This window comes from Microtetraspora malaysiensis, assembly GCF_050947145.1.
Classification (GTDB): domain Bacteria; phylum Actinomycetota; class Actinomycetes; order Streptosporangiales; family Streptosporangiaceae; genus Microtetraspora_A; species Microtetraspora_A malaysiensis.
In genome coordinates, this window is sequence record NZ_CP191998.1 from 4,140,368 (window position 1) to 4,155,443 (window position 15,076).

The following is a 15,076-nucleotide window of genomic DNA, read 5'->3' on the forward strand; positions in this document are numbered from 1 at the left end:
CGAAACGGCGGCGATGTGGTGGACGAGGATCGGACGCGGGTGGTCCTGGCGGACGACGACGTCCTGTTGCGGGAGGGGTTGGCGAGCCTCCTGGAGCGGTCGGGGTTCGAGGTCGTCGGCCAGGCGGGGAACGCCGACGAGCTGCTCGCCCTCGTCCGCGAACACCGCCCGGAGCTGGCCGTCGTCGACATCCGGATGCCCCCCACGCACACGACCGAGGGGCTCGACGCGGCCCGCGTGATCCGCGAGGAGTTCCCGGAGACGAGCGTCCTCATGCTGTCGGCGCACGTCGAGGTCGACCAGGCCATGGAGCTGCTCGCCGCCGGGCACCAGGTCGGCTATCTGCTCAAGAGCCGGGTCACCGCCGTGGCCGACTTCGTCGAGACGCTCGAACGGATCGTCCACGGAGGCTCGGTCGTCGATCCCGCCCTGGTGACGGAGCTCATCACCGCGCGGCGCAGACACGACCCGCTGGAGCTGCTGACCGACCGCGAGCGCGAGGTGCTCGCCCTGATGGCGGAGGGGCGCTCCAACGCCGGCATCGCGCACAAGCTCTGGATCACCGAGGGCACCGTCGAGAAGCACGTGCGCAGCATCATGTCCCGGATGCGGTTGCCGGAGACGGAGGACGACCACCGCCGGGTCCTCGCGGTGCTCGCCTTCCTGGAGTCGCGCTAGGGCCTCACCTGCTGGCAGAACGCCTCCACCGCTGCGGGCGAACTGACACGCCCGAGCGATGACACGCAGCCCGGCGAGTAGCGTGGTCCACATGCGGATCGAGGACTACGCCCTCATCGGGGACACGCAGTCAGCCGCCCTCGTCGGTCGCGACGGGTCGATCGACTGGCTCTGCCTTCCCCGGTTCGACTCCCCCGCATGCTTCGCCAAGCTCCTCGGCGACGAGTCCAACGGGTTCTGGCGGCTGGCCCCAGCCGGGCATGAGATGGCCACGCGACGCGCGTACGCCAGCGACACGCTGATCCTCGAGACCGTATGGGAGACCTCCACAGGGACCGTCAAGGTCATCGACTTCATGCCTCCCCGGCACGCCAACCCCACCCTGGTCCGGATCGTGGACGGCGTGTCCGGGACGGTGGACATGACCACAGAGATCAGCATCCGGTTCGACTACGGCAGGATCATCCCTTGGGCCCGCCGCTTCGACAGCCGCCTCCACGCCATCGGCGGACCCGACTCGGTCTGGATCGACGCTCCCCTCCACCTGAAGGGCAGCGGCGACCGGCACACCGGCACCTTCACGATCGCCGCAGGGCAACGCCGGTCGTTCGTGTTCACGTGGCACCCCTCGCATCAGCCGGAACCCTGCGGCATCGATCCCAGCGAGCAACTCACCAAGACCAGCCTGTTCTGGGAGGAGTGGGTCTCCCGCTGCTGGCTCCCGGGCCGCTGCCGCGCCACCGTGATCCGCTCCCTCATCACGCTCAAGGCGCTCACCTACAGCCCGACCGGCGGCATCATGGCGGCTCCCACCACGTCGCTGCCCGAGCATCTCGGCGGGGTGCGTAACTGGGACTACAGATATTGCTGGCTGCGCGATGCCGCGATGACACTCGACGCCCTGACCGAATCCGGATACATCACCGAGGCGGACGCCTGGCTTGACTGGCTGCTCCGCGCCATCGCGGGCCGCCCGGAGGACCTCCAGATCATGTATGGCGTGGCAGGCGAAAGGCGCCTGCCAGAGCAGACGCTCGACTGGCTTCCCGGTTACGAAGGCTCCCGGCCGGTGCGGATCGGCAACGGCGCGGCCAGCCAGCTTCAGCTCGACGTCTACGGCGAGGTGCTCAGCTGCTTCTACCGGGCCCGTAAGCTGGGGATGCCGCCCCACGACTACGCCTGGTTCACCGTTTGCAGGCTGATGGACTACCTGGAGCGCAACTGGGCCCAGCCCGACGCGGGCCTGTGGGAGATCCGTGGCCCGCGGCGGCACTTCGTCCATTCCAAGGTCATGGCGTGGGTGGCGGCCGACCGGCAGGTACGGGTGATCGAAGAGCTCGGCCACAGCGGCCCCCTCAAGCGCTGGCGGGCCACGCGGGACCGGATCCACGCCGAGGTCTGCGACAAGGGCTTCGACACCGAGCGCGGCACGTTCACCCAGTCGTACGGCTCTCGCGAACTCGACGCGGCGCTGCTCCTCATCCCGATCGTCGGCTTCCTGCCCCCTGAGGACCCCCGGGTCATCGGCACGATCGACGCGATCGAACGCGAGCTGAAGACCGACTGCTTCGTGCTGCGCTATCCGACCTCCGAGAGCAACGACATCGACGGCCTGCCCGGAACCGAAGGCGCCTTCCTCGCCTGCAGCTTCTGGCTGGCCGAAGCGCTCTACCTCATCGGCCGCAAGGACGAGGCCATGGACCTGTTCGAGCGGCTGCTGGCCCTCACCAACGACGTGGGTCTGCTTGCCGAGGAGTACGACCCCGTCCAGGCGCGCCATCTGGGCAACTTCCCTCAGGCGTTCACCCACCTCCATCTGATCCATACGGCCCTGGCGCTCAGCTAGGGCGCGTATCGGATTGTGATCAATCTGCGGGATGTGATCCGGTAGGCCGTCTTGCATGACAGCCTCCGTTCACGCGTCCAGCTCGAACCAGACGACCTTGCCTCTGCCCGTACGGCCGGTGCCCCAGGAGCTGGACAGGGCGTCGACGAGGAGCAGGCCGCGGCCGTCCTCGTCCCCGGGCGCAGGGCGTGTGCCAGTTGTGCATGACCTGCTCCCTGCCTGTGGTGTGCCGCGTGCACGCGATCCGCTCGCTGTGCTCGACCGGCGTGAGGAGATCGTTCTTGCGCCGACGTGCCGTCGGCGGTGCAGCAGGCCGCCGCCCGGATCATCGATTCCAGACATGTCTGCGGCAGCCCTGGTATTCCTGCTAGCTGCAATGACGCGTCGGCGATCGGCTGGGATCCTGGATGCGTGCCCCTCAGTTGCCTGATCGTGGATGACAACGATCACTTCAAGGAGGCCGCTCGTCAACTGCTCGAAGCGGACGGCATCGCCGTACTCGGCGCCGTGTCCACGACCGCCGAGGCGCTTCGCCGGTTCGCCGAGCTCCGGCCGGACTTCGTGCTGGTCGACATCGATCTCGGCGAGGAGAGCGGATTCGACCTGACCCTGCGGCTTGTGGACGCGGTCGGTGGGGATCCCCCGAACATCATCCTGATCTCGACCTACGACGAGATGGACTTCGCGGAGATGATCGCGGCCAGCCCCGCCGTCGCGTTCCTGCCGAAGCCGAGCCTTTCGGGGGGCGCGATCTACGAGATCCTGCGAAGAGCGGCCGGCACGGGCAGTTGAGACGGTTCACGCCTCGACGCTCCGGTCAACGGGCTTCCAGGAACGTGATCACCGCGAGCACGCGGCGATGATCGTCTTCGGTCTCCGGCAGCCGCATCCGCGCCATGATGCTCCATCGCCTGGTCGATCTCCACGTGCGCCGATAGCAGGAGGATGCCCATAACGCCCCGGGCCTGGCTCGGGAGTCATCGGCGATCAGGTCCGCGTATTCCTGCAGCAGGTCCGCGACCTGGTCGTTCGAACGTTCCACTGCTACCACCCTGCCTGCGTCGGGCATGGTCTGCTGCCAGGGTCGGTCGCGGGAACCGTCCGCCGATAGGGCAGAAGGTCCTTGACCTGCGACGCCGTGTGGAATCGGACGACCAGCCCGACGGGCGTGGACGACGTGATGAGGTGCCGAGGACTCTCTCTTGAACGAACGAGAATCTAATCTACGCTGGGCGTCGGCTTCCTCGTCGGTCTCCTGGTCCCGCGAAAGGCAGCGAGAACGGCAGGGGATCGGAGTCTCCGTTGAGCGGGACCTCGACCGACAGCGAGGTGCCCTGCCCCGCCGGGCTCGCGATGTCCAGCCTGCCGCCGAGCGCCTCGACGCGGTCGCGCAGCCCGACCAGTCCCGAGCCCCGCTCCGGGTCGGCCCCGCCGCGCCCGTCGTCCCGGACCAGAAGGTGGACGGCCCTGGCGTCGGCCCGCAACGAGACACGCGCTTCGGATGCGGACGCGTGCTTGGCCACGTTGCTCAACGCCTCCGAGACCACGAAGTAGACAGCCGCCTCCACGACTTCCGGCAGCCGCCGGTCGAGCTCCACGTCGAGTTCGACGGGGACGGCCGAGCGCCGGGCGAGCATCTTCAGCGCGGGCATGAGACCGCCCTTCGACAGGACCGCCGGGTGGATGCCGCGTGACAGCTCCCGCAGGTCTTCCAGCACTTCCGTCAGCCCCTGGGCGGTTTGCGACAGCCGCCCTCTAACCCCAGCAAGCTCCCCCGGTACGTCGGCCTCCACAGCGCGCAGCGCCAGGCCGAGGGAGACCAGCCGCTGCTGGGCCCCGTCGTGAAGATTACGCTCGATGCGACGCCTGGACTCGTCGGCCGCGGCGACCACCCGGGCGCGGGAGGCGGCGAGGTCGGCCCGTGCCTGGGCGTTCGATATCGCCGTGGCGACGAGTTCGGTGAAGGCGAGCATGCGTTCCTCGGCGCCGTCGAACTCCTTCTTCGGATCCGTGGCGAAGGCGATCACCATGCCCCAGAGGCGCGCCTCTACGAGGACGGGGCAGCCGACAGACAGGACGATCCCTTCGCCGTGCGCCCATTCGGCGATGGGCCCGGTGGCCCGGTCGTAGCCCGTCATGCGGGCTGGCCGCCCCGTGCGCCACACCCGGCCGGAGACACCGGGCTGGTCAAGGGGCCAGCGCGAGCCGATGATCTTCTTCGCCTTGGGGCTGTCCAGGACACTCCAGGCGCCCACCACCGTTGCGTGGCCGGGTTCGAACCGGCTCACCGCGACGTGGTCGGCCTTCAGGATGAGCCCCATCTCGCAGGCGACCGCGTTGAACAGCTCCGTCGGCGAGGTGTCGCGCGCGACCAGCGTCGCCACCCGGCGCAACGCCGCCTGCTCCTCGGCGACCCTGCGGTTCTCGTCCCGGCTCGCCTCCAAGGCGATCTCGACGGCTTCCCGGTCGCGCGCCGCCTGGAACAGCGCCTCGAGCGAGGCGACCATCCGGTCGGAGAGGCGGCGCCGTACGTCCTCTGTGAGGTCGGTGGGATAGGTGAGCGTGGCGACCCGCTCGCCGTTCGCGCCCAGCGGCAGGGCCGTCCGGCCCTGTCCGGGGGCAGCTGTGCCTCGTTCGAGCATCAGCCCCGGCAAGCGGAGGCCGCGTGCCAGGCGGCGCGAGACGACGGGCAGTGCCGCGCCCGGATCCTCGCTGGCCAGTAGCAGGTGGGCCAGGTCGGCCGCGAGGGCCGCCTCCTGCCGGCGTTCGTCGGCCTCGATGGCTCGCGAGCGCGCCAGCGCCGCGATCACGCAGGAAACCGTGTTGGCGGAAATGAAGACCAGCAGATGCAGCCAGGCCCACTTCTCCGTGAACCCCAAGCCTCCGAAGGGCTCGAGGTTGAAGACGTTGAAGGCGAGGCCGCTGACGACCACCATCGCCAACCCCAGCCACAGCCCCCACAGGTACGAGGCCACCAGGACACCGAGCAGGTACACGACGCCCAGGGCCTTGCTGCCCGTATAGAACTGCAGTGCCAGGGACAGAACGATCTCCGCCGCGACGAAGACGACGGAGAAAAGGATCCCCCAAGCGAGCGGCGGGCGTATCGGGTGCTGCAAGAGCGACGACTGTCGCGCGCACATAACCGTCAATGTACTCGCGTGTCACGAAAGAGATGGGCAAAGGACCTTTTGGCCGCATCCATCTCCGGAATTGGCAGGACATTTATCGAAATACGCAGGACGGCGAAGGCTGCCTCGCCGGTCAGCCGCTCGAGGTTGTCACCAGCGGTGATGAGGAGGGCCGCGGCCGTGTCGGGGCCGATCCCGGGGCGCTCCAGAAGCTTCGGAGCGGAGGCGCTGACGGTCGCGATCAGGTGCTGCCGGTGAGAGCGTATCTCCTCGCCGTGTGCTCGTCAGCGTGTCTACTCAGGATTCGGCTTGTCGGCTTATGCCACCGGGGTTGTCTGCTGATCTGAGACCGGACCTGGGCGCTCAATCGCGATCATGGCGGCGTCGTCGCCCAGATATCCGCCGGCGTATGCGAGTAGATCGGTGCGGAGTCGCTCCAGGAGGACGTGCGGGCGTTTCCCTGCCCAGGCTGCGGCGCGCTCGGCGAGTGGGTAGAAGTCGCCCTGGGAGTTGCGGGCTTCGATGACTCCGTCGGTGTACAGCAGGAGCATGTCGCCGGCCTTGAAATCGAAGGTGTCGACCTGGTGGCAGGGCACTCCCATCCGCCAGGCCGACGTGCCGATGCGCGGCCCCTCGGAACGCGCCCAGCAGCAGCGCGGCGTCACTAACGGCGGTGAGGCCGCAGCCGCGGACGTCGCCGACATCAACCGGGTGCCGGAGGTGGTCCGGGCCGCCGCGTACAGGTCGCCGCCGATCTGCATCTCAGCCTCTGCCGCCAGGTACACAGCGGCCACACGCAGTGGTCCGATCCGTGGGGGCAGCGGGCGTAGGACCAGGCTCTGGGCGATCTCGGAAGCCTGGCGCACCTGCGTCAGCTCCCTAACCTGCCGCTCGCGCAGATCGGCAAGGAGCACCGCGAAGACGGAGACCAGCACCACGGAGGCCATCTGCGCAATGCGGTCCGTCGTGGAGAGGTCCCTGAGAGTGACGCCGATGGCTACCTGACCGACCAGGGCCAGTACGCCGGTCAACGTGGTCAGCCTGTGCCCCAGGATCACTGCGGCGAGCGCCGGCGCGGCCACCAGGAGCGGTCTGAGGTGCAGGTGACTGGGGGTGGCCAAGTTGACGACGGTGATCGCGACGATCAGCGCGAACGGAACCGCCACCAAGCCACGAGCCATGACCGGCCGCAGGCCGCAAGATGCCTTCGGAAAGCCATGCTTCTTTGCTACCACGCCTTCGGCAACCCCAGCCCACTACCGCTAGGACCGGGAGACCCCGGCTCAAGCCCCTTCGCCGACGGCCGCGCGCAGAACGGAGCCGATCGCCACGCCCGACAGGTTCGGCTTCGGGAGGAACGCGACAGCCGGGCTGGCCGCGATCATCTCCGCGAAATCCCCCTCATCGTAGGTCGAGATCAGGATGACGTACGGCGGACCGCCGGCCGTCACGTCCGTGAGCAGCCGGGCCAGATCGAACCCGCTCTCCTCGCCGAGGTCGATGTCGACCAGCACGCAGTCCGGCCGGAGCTCGCCGGTCTGGCGCAGCGCTTCGGCCATGGTGGACGCGACACCGACCACGGCGATGCCGTCCGCTTCGAGCAACCGGCGGGCGGCCTCCTTGAAGTGATCGCTGTCGTCCACGATGAGGCAACTCAAGGGCACGTCTCCAGGGTCACAGCCGGTCGCCGCCTCGTCATTGCAGCTAGCAGGAAAGCCGGGATGGCCGCAGGCATGCCCGCAAGATGGCGGCTGCCCGCGCAGACATCGGGGACTTACGGCGCGATTGTGGGAGGCGAAAGCAGGTTATCGCGATGACATCGCCCAGGAGCCCGATTGATGAGCGGAGGGAGGCGGCAATGTTCAGCGATCGCCCCCACGGACCGTCGTCGGACGGGTACGACGGCACCACCATCCGCGGGCTCGGCCCCCGAGTGGACCGGACCTCTGCCCGGACCTCTGCCCGGATCTCTGCCCGGACCTCTGAGCTGGCTTCTGGCCTGGCCTCTGAGCTGGCCTCTGAGCTGGCCGAGGCGCTGCCGAACGCCGTCACGGATGTTCCGCGCGACTCCCGAGACGCGGCCCCGGCCGCCCGTACGGCGCGTACCGTCGCGGCCGACGACGGCCTGGAGCTGTACGTGGAGGTCGGCGGCCGCGCCGACGCCGAGCTGACCATGGTCTTCTGCCACGGCCTGGCGCTCCACCTTGACTGCTGGAGCGACCAGCGGACCGCGTTCGCCGACCAGGCCCGGCTCGTCCTGTACGACCAGCGCGGCCACGGCCGGTCAGGTCGCGGCCCCGCCGGATCGGCGACCATCACCCAGCTCGGCCGGGACCTGTACCGGGTCCTGGAAGAGGTCGTCCCGTCCGGGCCGGTGGTCCTGGTCGGACACTCGATGGGCGGCATGGCGATCATGGCGCTGGCCGAGGCGCACCCGGACCTGTTCCGGGACCGCGTCGCCGGGGTCGCGCTGATGGCGACCTCGGCGGGCGGGCTGGACCACGTCACGCTGGGGCTGCCCGCGTACGGCGCGCGGCTGCTGCAGCCGTTCGTCCCCGGACTGCTCAAGGTGCTGGCGGGGACATCGATCATGGGCGGGCACGGGCACCGCGCCGTCGCCGACCTCCTGCACCTGCTGGTGCGGCGGTACTCGTTCGCGTCGAACGTGTCGCCCGCGGTGTGGGCGGCCGCCGTCCGGATCATCGACTCCACTCCGATCGAGGTGATCGGGGACTTCTACGCGACGCTGCTGGCGCACGACGGGCGGGCCGCCCTGGCGGTGCTGCGGAACGTGCCCACGCTGATCCTGGTCGGCGGGGACGACATGGTCACGCCGGTCGAGCACAGCGAGGCGATCGCGTACACGCTGCCGGGCGCCGCTCTCGTCGTCCTCCCGCGCACCGGCCACAACCTGATGCTAGAAAGGCCGCGCACCGTCAACTCCTCGCTCGGGGAGTTGCTGCGCCGGGCCGCCCGGCCGTCGGCCTTCCATGAATTCTCCGGCTCCGGCTTCGCCGGTGTCGGACGAGCGAGGTGACTGATATGTGCCGGCACATCCCGCCGTGTCCGTCCGCGGACGCTCCCGATCACTGCGCCGCCTGCCTCGTGGCCTTCCATCCCGAACAGGGCTGGGGTCTGCTCTGCAACGGCGTCGTGGTCTTCGAGGACACCGGCGAGCTGCTGCCCGATGGGCGCAGCGTCCCCGCACACAGGGCTTCCTATGCTCGGGCCGCGTGATCACATGCGGCTGCCGGGCCATTGCGGGTACGCCGGAGCCGCCCACACCGCCACGGCGACGCGCGACCGGCGCGCCTCGTGGATCCTCCCGCGCGACCTGTCCTCGACGCCCGCCGCGCGGCGACTCGTCCGCGCCCAGCTCGCCGCCTGGGGGTACGGCGAGCACAGCGAGCTCGCGGAACTCCTGGTGAGCGAGCTGATCGCCAACGCGCTGCGCCACGGCGTGGGAGAGCCGGTCGTCACGCTCTCCTCCTCGGGCGGCGTCCTGCGCGGCGAGGTCGCCGACGCGAGCCCCGCGCTTCCCCAGGTGCAGCACATGCCCGAGGAGGAGTGCGGGCGTGGGCTGCTCCTCGTCGAGGCCCTGTCCCGCGACTGGGGCGTCGAGCGTACGGGCGCGGGCAAGGCCGTCTGGTTCGAGCTGGACGTCTGATTCTGGAGCGCCGAGACCGGACAGCCGAGCCTGGAGAGCTGAGAGGGCGATTGGAGATGCGGCGGATCAGGAAGGCCAAGGGCAGAAAGTCCACCGTGGCCCCGCTGGACCTGCGGACACCCGGCGGGCGGCGGCTGCCGTACTGAGGCGGGCCGCCACGACAGCGTTCCCAGAATTGGCAACGAAGGTTGGCACTTCCGGGCCGGCGGCCGCAGCCTATGGGCGGAGGTGGTCGCCGTGAGCGATACGAAGAACGTGGCGGTGGATGCCGGGAGCCCGCGCAACGCCCCGGCCTCCCACATGCAGGGCTTCCTGTCCCGGGACGGGATGCCTCCGGCGGCCCTGCTGGAGGCGGGCCGGGCCGAGGTGGCCGGATACGGCGTGGACGTGATCGAGGGCCGGGCCGACCACATCGACCACATTGACGACATCGACCACATCGAGCACGGTTTCCAGGTGCACCTGGCGGGTGGCCCGGTGCTCCCGGCGCGGCGGGTCGTGGTGGCCACCGGGCTGCGCGACGAGCTGCCGGACATCCCCGGGGTGCGTGAAGCGGTGGGGCAGGGACGTACTGCACTGCCCGTACTGCCACGGCTACGAGGTCGGTGACGAGCCGATCGGGGTGCTGGGCACCCACCCGGAAGGGGTGCGGCACGCGATGCTGCTGCGGCAGTGGTCGGCCGACATCGTCTTCTTCCCGCACACCATGGACCTGACCGGCGACGAGCGCGAGCGGCTGGCCGCGCGCGGGGTGCGGGTCGTCGACGGCCCGGTCAAGCGGCTGGTGGTGGACGACGACCGGCTGCGCGGCGTCGAGCTGGCCGAGGGCAGCGTGGTGCCGCGCGGCGCGGTGTTCGTCTTCCCGCGCATGGTGCCCCACGACGACCTGCTGACCGGCCTCGGGTGCGCCCGGGACGAGAGCGGCCAGCTGATCACCGACCCGTCGGGCCGTACGAGCGTCCCCGGTGTGTGGGCCGTGGGCAACGTCGCCGACCGGCGGGTGCAGGTGATCACCGCGGCCGGTATGGCGTCGGCGGCCGCGATCGCCGTCAACCACGACCTGGTGGAGGAGGAGATCGCGCGGGACGTCGAGAACCACCGCGTCGCGGAGGCGGCGTCCCCGGCCTTCCCTCAGCCGCTCGCCGACGTCGTCGCGCCCGGCGGACACGCGGGCTGAGCCACCGCCCCGCAGCTCACCGCGCCGCGCCGCCCCGCGCTTTCGCTCCGCCGTGACGGCGACAACCCCACCCGTACCTCGGATCCCGTACCTCGTACCTCGGACAAGGAGATCCCCCGCATGCCCGCGACCCCCGTGGACAGCGTCACCGAAGAGACCTTCTCCGCCCGCGTGCTGCGGGCGGAGCGGCCCGTCCTGATCCAGTTCTGGGCCTTGTGGTGCCGTCCGTGCCGCATGGTCACCCCGATCGTGGAGGAGCTGGCCGCCGATCGCGCGGACACGCTCGACGTGGTCAAGGTCGACATCGAGCAGGAGCCAGAGCTGGCGGCCCGGCACGGTGTCACCGCCGTCCCCGCCTTCGTCGTCTACTCCGGCGGCGAGACCAAGGGGTCGTGGGTCGGTGCCGCGCCAAAGCAGGTGCTGGAGCAGAAGCTCGCCGCCTGCCTGCGCTGACCCCTCACCGGCCCCGGCCCTCTCACAGGCCCGGCTCTCCCGCTGGCCCCCGCCCTCTCACCGGCCCCGGCCCTCTCACCGGCCCCGGCCCTCTCATCGGCCCCGGCCCTCTCATCGGCCCCGGCGACCCCGGCCGTCGCCTGGCCCCGGTCCCTCCCACAGACCCCGGCCCCTCTCACAGGGACCGGGGTCGGCGTATGGCGGGCCCGGCTAACCGGTCACGACCGGCAGCGTCCGGTAGCCGTTGCTGAGGAACGAAGGGATGGGGGCCAGCTCCGCCGGGGGGACCGCGGGGGCGAGGCCGGGGAAGCGGTCGAACAGGGTCGCCAGCGCCACCTCGGACTCCAGCCGCGCCAGCGGCGCGCCCAGGCAGTAATGGACGCCGTGGCCGAATGACAGGTGGTCGCGCCTGGTGGGGCGGGTGATGTCGAAGCGGTCCGCGGTGGCGCCGTACCGGCCGGGATCGCGACCGGCGGCGGCGTATCCGGCCAGGATCGCCTCCCCTTTCCGGATCTGGACGCCGTCCGCGGAGATGTCCTCGACGGCGTAGCGCAGCGGCAGGTTGGCGAGGGGCGCCTGCCAACGCATGGTCTCGTCGATCACGTCTTCCCAGGTCGCGCGGCCGGACCGGACGAGGCCGAGCTGGTCGGGGTGGGTGAGCAGGGCGACGACGGCGCTGCCGAGCAGGTTGACGGTGGTCTCGTGCCCGGCGGAGATCATGAGCAGCAGTGTGTCGATGAGTTCCTACTCGGTGAGGCGGGCGCCGCCCTCGTCCCGCGCGGCGATGAGATCGGTGGTCATGTCGTCGCCCGGCGTGTGCCGCTTGGCCGTGACCAGGTCGGACAGCAGGGTGTGCGTGTCGCGTTGGATGGCCAGCACCTCCTCCGCGTCCGTCGTGGTGCGGAAGATGCCGGCGATGAGGCGACGGAAATCCTCGCGCGCGCTCTCCGCGAGCCCGAACAGTTCGCTGATCACGCGCATGGGCAGGGGATAGGTGAACGTCTCGCGCAGGTCGCTGACCGTGCCCGGTGAGGAACCCGCCAGCTGGTCGAGGAGCTCGCGGGTGATCCTTTCGACGCGGGGGCGCATCGCCTGCACGCGGCGCGGGGTGAACGTGGTGGAGATCAGCCGGCGCAGCCTGCGGTGGTCCTCGCCATAGGCGGTGAACATGTTGCGCACCGCCACCCACAGATAGAGCGGCCAGGCCTGCGGGATCTCGCCGTTAATGAACGCGGGCCAGTGCCGGCGCGGGTCCTACGACACGCGGGGGTCGCCGATCAGCCGCTCAAGCAGCGCGGGGTCGGTGACCGCCCACGCGGCCACGCCATCGGGGAGTTGTATCGGGGTAGCTCGGCCGGCGGCCCGGAGGCGGGCGGCCTCGGCGTGGATGTCGCTGCCCGTGACGTCCAGGCGGATGGGGGGGTTACATGGACTGCCTCAAAGAGTCTCGCGAACGGGGGAAACCGACCCGCTCCTCTGAGCGGATCACGGTCGCCCGGGCCGGGGAAGCCCCGGCATGCCGCAGCGCGGGTTCAGGGTGGGGCCCGCGCCGATTCGCGGCGCGCGCCGTTGGCGTACACCCGGGGGCGGCGGACGGGTCATGTTCACGCGATGAAGCTGGGCGTCTTCGGCCCGAACTGCGGTCACGGGCTTCGCGTTCGCTGACTCACGCCGAGCCGTTCTACGGGCTGACCTGGCAGCACACCCAGGGGATTGCCCAGATCGCTGACCAGGAGGGGGCTTGGGCGATCCCGGCGCGAGTCCGCTCCGTCGCCCACGGGCACAGCCGGGACCTGGGGCATCCTCGGCTACAGCAACATCATCTGCCGCGACACGTCAAGCTTCTGCCGGGCCGTTTGCTCGCGGCCGGGGCTGCCTGAGTATCGCCGCGCCGGGCAGGTCTGGCCGCCGGGGGAGTGCCGGGGGCGTGCTGAAAGCCTCGTTCAGGTGCCTGGGCCCCGTCGGTGGACGGTGGCTGCGTGGGGTTCAGGTTCGCTGGTTTCGGGGGCTGATGTAGGTGAATCCCCAGCGGTTCTTGCCGACCTGGTGGAGTTGGTAGTGGGCGGGGTTGCGGTAGCGGTCGCGGTTGTGGAACTGGCAGGTGGGTCCGAGGTTGTCCAGGTCGGTGGTGCCGCCGTCGGACCAGTTGGTGATGTGGTCGATCTGGCACAGGTGGGCGGGCATGGGGCAGTGGTCGACCATGCATCGGGTGTAGCGGGTGAGGATGGTCCGGCGTTGTCGTCGGGTGGCGCGGCGGGCGGTGCGTCCGACGTCGAGGACGCAGCCGTCGGCATCCATGACCAGGCGGGTGAGTCCGGAGGTCTGGGCGAGGCGGTGGATGTCGGTGACGGGCAGGAGCTGTCCGGTGGCGAGCAGCAGCCCGGGCAGCGTGCGTCCTGAGATGAGCCCGCCGGGCGTCGCCCAGTCCGAACCCCGCCCCCGTCCCTGGCTCTGTGCCTGGCCTTGTCCCTGTCCCGGCCCCCGCGCCTGGCCCCGTGCCTGTCCCCGCTCCCGTGCCTGGCCTTGTTTGCGCTGTCCGCCATCGCGGGCAGGCCGATCGCTCGGCCTACCGGCCCGGGTGCCCCGGCCGCCCGCTCTCTGACCGCGCTCCGCTCTCTGACCGCGTCCGTCTGCGTCGCGCCCAGCGCTATGGTCAGGTTGCCCGTTGCTGCGGGCGTTCCGATCGCGGCTCGTGTCATCTTGATCGATCTGGCCGAGCCGCTCATTGTCCCGGGCAGGGCGATGGAGCCGCACGCCATCGTGAGCAGCCTGATCGCCTCGCCCGCCGTCGTCCTCGGGCTGCCGGGTCTGCTGCGGTTCCGGTTTGTGCCGCACGCCATCGTGAGCGCTGCCTTCCGGCGAGCCGGACGCATCGGCTGACGAAAAGGCAGACGCCTGCCCACCCGAGAAGGCGGACGTTCCGGCCGGTGTGGAGTCGGACACCTCGCTGCGCGAAGGGCCGAATGTCTCGCGCCGGTCGGGGGCAGACGGCTCGTCTCGCCCAGGTCGGACGCCTTCGACCGCGAAGGCGCGGGCGTTCCCGCTGATGAGGAGTCGGACGTCTCAGTGGGTGAGGAGGCGGGCGGGTCGTCGGGAAGGGACTCGGCGTTGATCAACACCAGCAACTCGGTACCGATCTGCTGCTCCAACAACGCGATCAACACATCCGCGTTCCGCACCCGCAGCGGCCGCTCATCCCCCGCCACCCTCGGCTTCGCATACGCATCCAACAACGTCCGCAACCGCGCCCCCGCCTCCCGAGGCAGCCGGAACTCCCCCTCCACCCCGCCCGAAGCGCTCTCCCGTACCAACAGGAACCGCTCCCGATAATCCGCCTCGCCGTCGTCGGCTTCCCCGTCCGGGTCCAGCACCGCACGCAGATACCGCCCCGCACGTGCGATCTCCGCAGGAGTTGCCTGGTCCGCCAGCCCGACCAGAATCGGCTCCGCCAACGCCGCCTGCTCATCCGTCAGCCGCGCGGTCGCCGAACAGATCGCCGTCACCGCACCCTCAGCCAGGCTCCCCTCCGCGAACCGCGCCCGCACGGTCGGCAGGCGGGCAAGCTCGGTCGCCAACGCCAGCACCCGGCCCGCCCCGGCCACGCTCATCCCCGCCGCCCCCCGCAACCACGACCGCGTCGAGGCATGCCCAGCCCGCCTGGCCTCACCCGCGGCATGCACCCGCTCCACCCGCGGCCGCGATCGCCGAAATCAGCCGGTCCCGCGCGAACAGCAGATCCTCCGCCTCCGCCAGACACACCCCCGGCGCGTCCGGCACCACCCCCACCGCCAACGCCGACGCGACCTGCCGGACCTGCGCCACCAACGGCCACGACACCCCACAACCCCGACCCTCACCAGACCCAGCCATGGACGCGGGCCCGGCCATGGACGCGGACCCGGACCCGGACCCGGCAGAGGACGGGTCCGCGTCGGACGGGTCGGGGTCGGAGGCTGCGCGGGGGGATTCGTCACCGTCGTCCGACGCGGTCGGGGGGTGAGCCTCGGACACCGGCACCGACTCACCCACCGGCGATTCCGCCGCCGCCGGCGGCTTTGCCGAAGCCGCGTCCGGACCCAGGCGACCAAGGAAAGGGGGCACGGTTTTTGTCGAAGTCGCGTTAT

The 15,076-nt window shown here is 70.5% G+C and carries 18 protein-coding genes and 1 pseudogene; 10 read left to right on the plus strand and 9 right to left on the minus strand.

The window, feature by feature from the left end:
* The first annotated feature begins 18 nt into the window (after positions 1 to 18).
* From ACQP1V_RS19410 to ACQP1V_RS19420, 3 genes are all read left to right on the plus strand, one after another.
* Positions 19 to 678, plus strand: a complete 660-nt coding sequence (locus tag ACQP1V_RS19410) for a response regulator transcription factor (RefSeq protein ID WP_387418066.1) — start codon at positions 19 to 21, stop codon at positions 676 to 678.
* 91 nt (positions 679 to 769) lie between these two features.
* On the plus strand, positions 770 to 2,524 hold the full coding sequence (locus ACQP1V_RS19415; RefSeq protein WP_433425013.1) for a glycoside hydrolase family 15 protein: 1,755 nt from the start codon (positions 770 to 772) through the stop codon (positions 2,522 to 2,524).
* Positions 2,525 to 2,827: 303 nt separating this feature from the next.
* Positions 2,828 to 3,316 carry a response regulator gene (locus ACQP1V_RS19420; protein WP_433425015.1) on the plus strand — a complete coding sequence of 163 codons (489 nt, stop codon included), beginning with the start codon at positions 2,828 to 2,830 and terminating at the stop codon, positions 3,314 to 3,316.
* 25 nt (positions 3,317 to 3,341) lie between these two features.
* Here the strand turns inward: ACQP1V_RS19420 and ACQP1V_RS19425 are convergent, their stop codons facing one another.
* The 4 genes from ACQP1V_RS19425 to ACQP1V_RS19440 all read right to left on the minus strand — a co-directional run bounded on the left by ACQP1V_RS19425 (position 3,342) and on the right by ACQP1V_RS19440 (position 7,319).
* Complete coding sequence (locus ACQP1V_RS19425; RefSeq protein WP_433425017.1) at positions 3,342 to 3,566, minus strand: hypothetical protein; 225 nt, start codon at positions 3,564 to 3,566, stop codon at positions 3,342 to 3,344.
* Positions 3,567 to 3,747: 181 nt separating this feature from the next.
* Entirely contained in the window at positions 3,748 to 5,667 is a 1,920-nt protein-coding gene (locus ACQP1V_RS19430) for a sensor histidine kinase (protein WP_433425019.1), read from the minus strand.
* 305 nt (positions 5,668 to 5,972) lie between these two features.
* Positions 5,973 to 6,821, minus strand: coding sequence for a SpoIIE family protein phosphatase (locus ACQP1V_RS19435; RefSeq protein ID WP_433425021.1), 849 nt, complete (start codon positions 6,819 to 6,821; stop codon positions 5,973 to 5,975).
* Positions 6,822 to 6,938: 117 nt separating this feature from the next.
* Entirely contained in the window at positions 6,939 to 7,319 is a 381-nt protein-coding gene (locus ACQP1V_RS19440) for a response regulator (RefSeq protein ID WP_433425023.1), read from the minus strand.
* 194 nt (positions 7,320 to 7,513) lie between these two features.
* On the opposite strand from ACQP1V_RS19440, the gene ACQP1V_RS19445 reads away from it, so the two are divergent.
* The 6 genes from ACQP1V_RS19445 to ACQP1V_RS19470 all read left to right on the plus strand — a co-directional run bounded on the left by ACQP1V_RS19445 (position 7,514) and on the right by ACQP1V_RS19470 (position 10,952).
* Positions 7,514 to 8,692 (plus strand): alpha/beta fold hydrolase, encoded by a 1,179-nt coding sequence (locus ACQP1V_RS19445; RefSeq protein ID WP_433425025.1) that lies wholly within the window; start codon positions 7,514 to 7,516, stop codon positions 8,690 to 8,692.
* 5 nt (positions 8,693 to 8,697) lie between these two features.
* Positions 8,698 to 8,892 carry a DUF5999 family protein gene (locus ACQP1V_RS19450; protein WP_067127488.1) on the plus strand — a complete coding sequence of 65 codons (195 nt, stop codon included), beginning with the start codon at positions 8,698 to 8,700 and terminating at the stop codon, positions 8,890 to 8,892.
* 4 nt (positions 8,893 to 8,896) lie between these two features.
* Entirely contained in the window at positions 8,897 to 9,322 is a 426-nt protein-coding gene (locus ACQP1V_RS19455) for an ATP-binding protein (RefSeq protein ID WP_433425027.1), read from the plus strand.
* A 237-nt stretch (positions 9,323 to 9,559) separates the two neighbouring features.
* The gene (locus tag ACQP1V_RS19460; protein ID WP_433425029.1) at positions 9,560 to 9,931 is read left to right on the plus strand and encodes a hypothetical protein; all 372 of its coding nucleotides are present in this window, start codon (positions 9,560 to 9,562) and stop codon (positions 9,929 to 9,931) included.
* Positions 9,870 to 10,499, plus strand: a complete 630-nt coding sequence (locus tag ACQP1V_RS19465; RefSeq protein WP_433425031.1) for an NAD(P)/FAD-dependent oxidoreductase — start codon at positions 9,870 to 9,872, stop codon at positions 10,497 to 10,499. The genes ACQP1V_RS19460 and ACQP1V_RS19465 overlap by 62 nt, the downstream gene beginning before the upstream one ends.
* Positions 10,500 to 10,619: 120 nt before the next feature.
* A complete protein-coding gene (locus tag ACQP1V_RS19470) occupies positions 10,620 to 10,952 on the plus strand; it encodes a thioredoxin family protein (RefSeq protein WP_433425033.1) in 333 nt (110 codons plus the stop codon).
* 210 nt (positions 10,953 to 11,162) lie between these two features.
* Here the strand turns inward: ACQP1V_RS19470 and ACQP1V_RS19475 are convergent, their stop codons facing one another.
* The 3 genes from ACQP1V_RS19475 to ACQP1V_RS19485 form a co-directional block, all read right to left on the minus strand.
* Positions 11,163 to 11,672, minus strand: a complete 510-nt coding sequence (locus tag ACQP1V_RS19475) for a cytochrome P450 (RefSeq protein ID WP_433425034.1) — start codon at positions 11,670 to 11,672, stop codon at positions 11,163 to 11,165.
* A gap of 24 nt (positions 11,673 to 11,696) precedes the next feature.
* On the minus strand, positions 11,697 to 12,122 hold the full coding sequence (locus ACQP1V_RS19480; RefSeq protein ID WP_433425036.1) for a hypothetical protein: 426 nt from the start codon (positions 12,120 to 12,122) through the stop codon (positions 11,697 to 11,699).
* A gap of 816 nt (positions 12,123 to 12,938) precedes the next feature.
* Entirely contained in the window at positions 12,939 to 13,250 is a 312-nt protein-coding gene (locus tag ACQP1V_RS19485) for an HNH endonuclease signature motif containing protein (RefSeq protein ID WP_433425038.1), read from the minus strand.
* A gap of 402 nt (positions 13,251 to 13,652) precedes the next feature.
* On the opposite strand from ACQP1V_RS19485, the gene ACQP1V_RS19490 reads away from it, so the two are divergent.
* Positions 13,653 to 13,832, plus strand: coding sequence for a hypothetical protein (locus ACQP1V_RS19490; RefSeq protein ID WP_433425040.1), 180 nt, complete (start codon positions 13,653 to 13,655; stop codon positions 13,830 to 13,832).
* 308 nt (positions 13,833 to 14,140) lie between these two features.
* Here the strand turns inward: ACQP1V_RS19490 and ACQP1V_RS19495 are convergent.
* Together ACQP1V_RS19495 and ACQP1V_RS19500 are read right to left on the minus strand one after the other, a co-directional pair.
* Positions 14,141 to 14,641: pseudogene (locus ACQP1V_RS19495) on the minus strand (DUF222 domain-containing protein); the annotation flags it as partial.
* Complete coding sequence (locus ACQP1V_RS19500; RefSeq protein ID WP_433425041.1) at positions 14,616 to 14,789, minus strand: hypothetical protein; 174 nt, start codon at positions 14,787 to 14,789, stop codon at positions 14,616 to 14,618. The gene ACQP1V_RS19500 and the pseudogene ACQP1V_RS19495, both read right to left, overlap by 26 nt.
* Positions 14,790 to 15,076 lie beyond the last annotated feature (287 nt).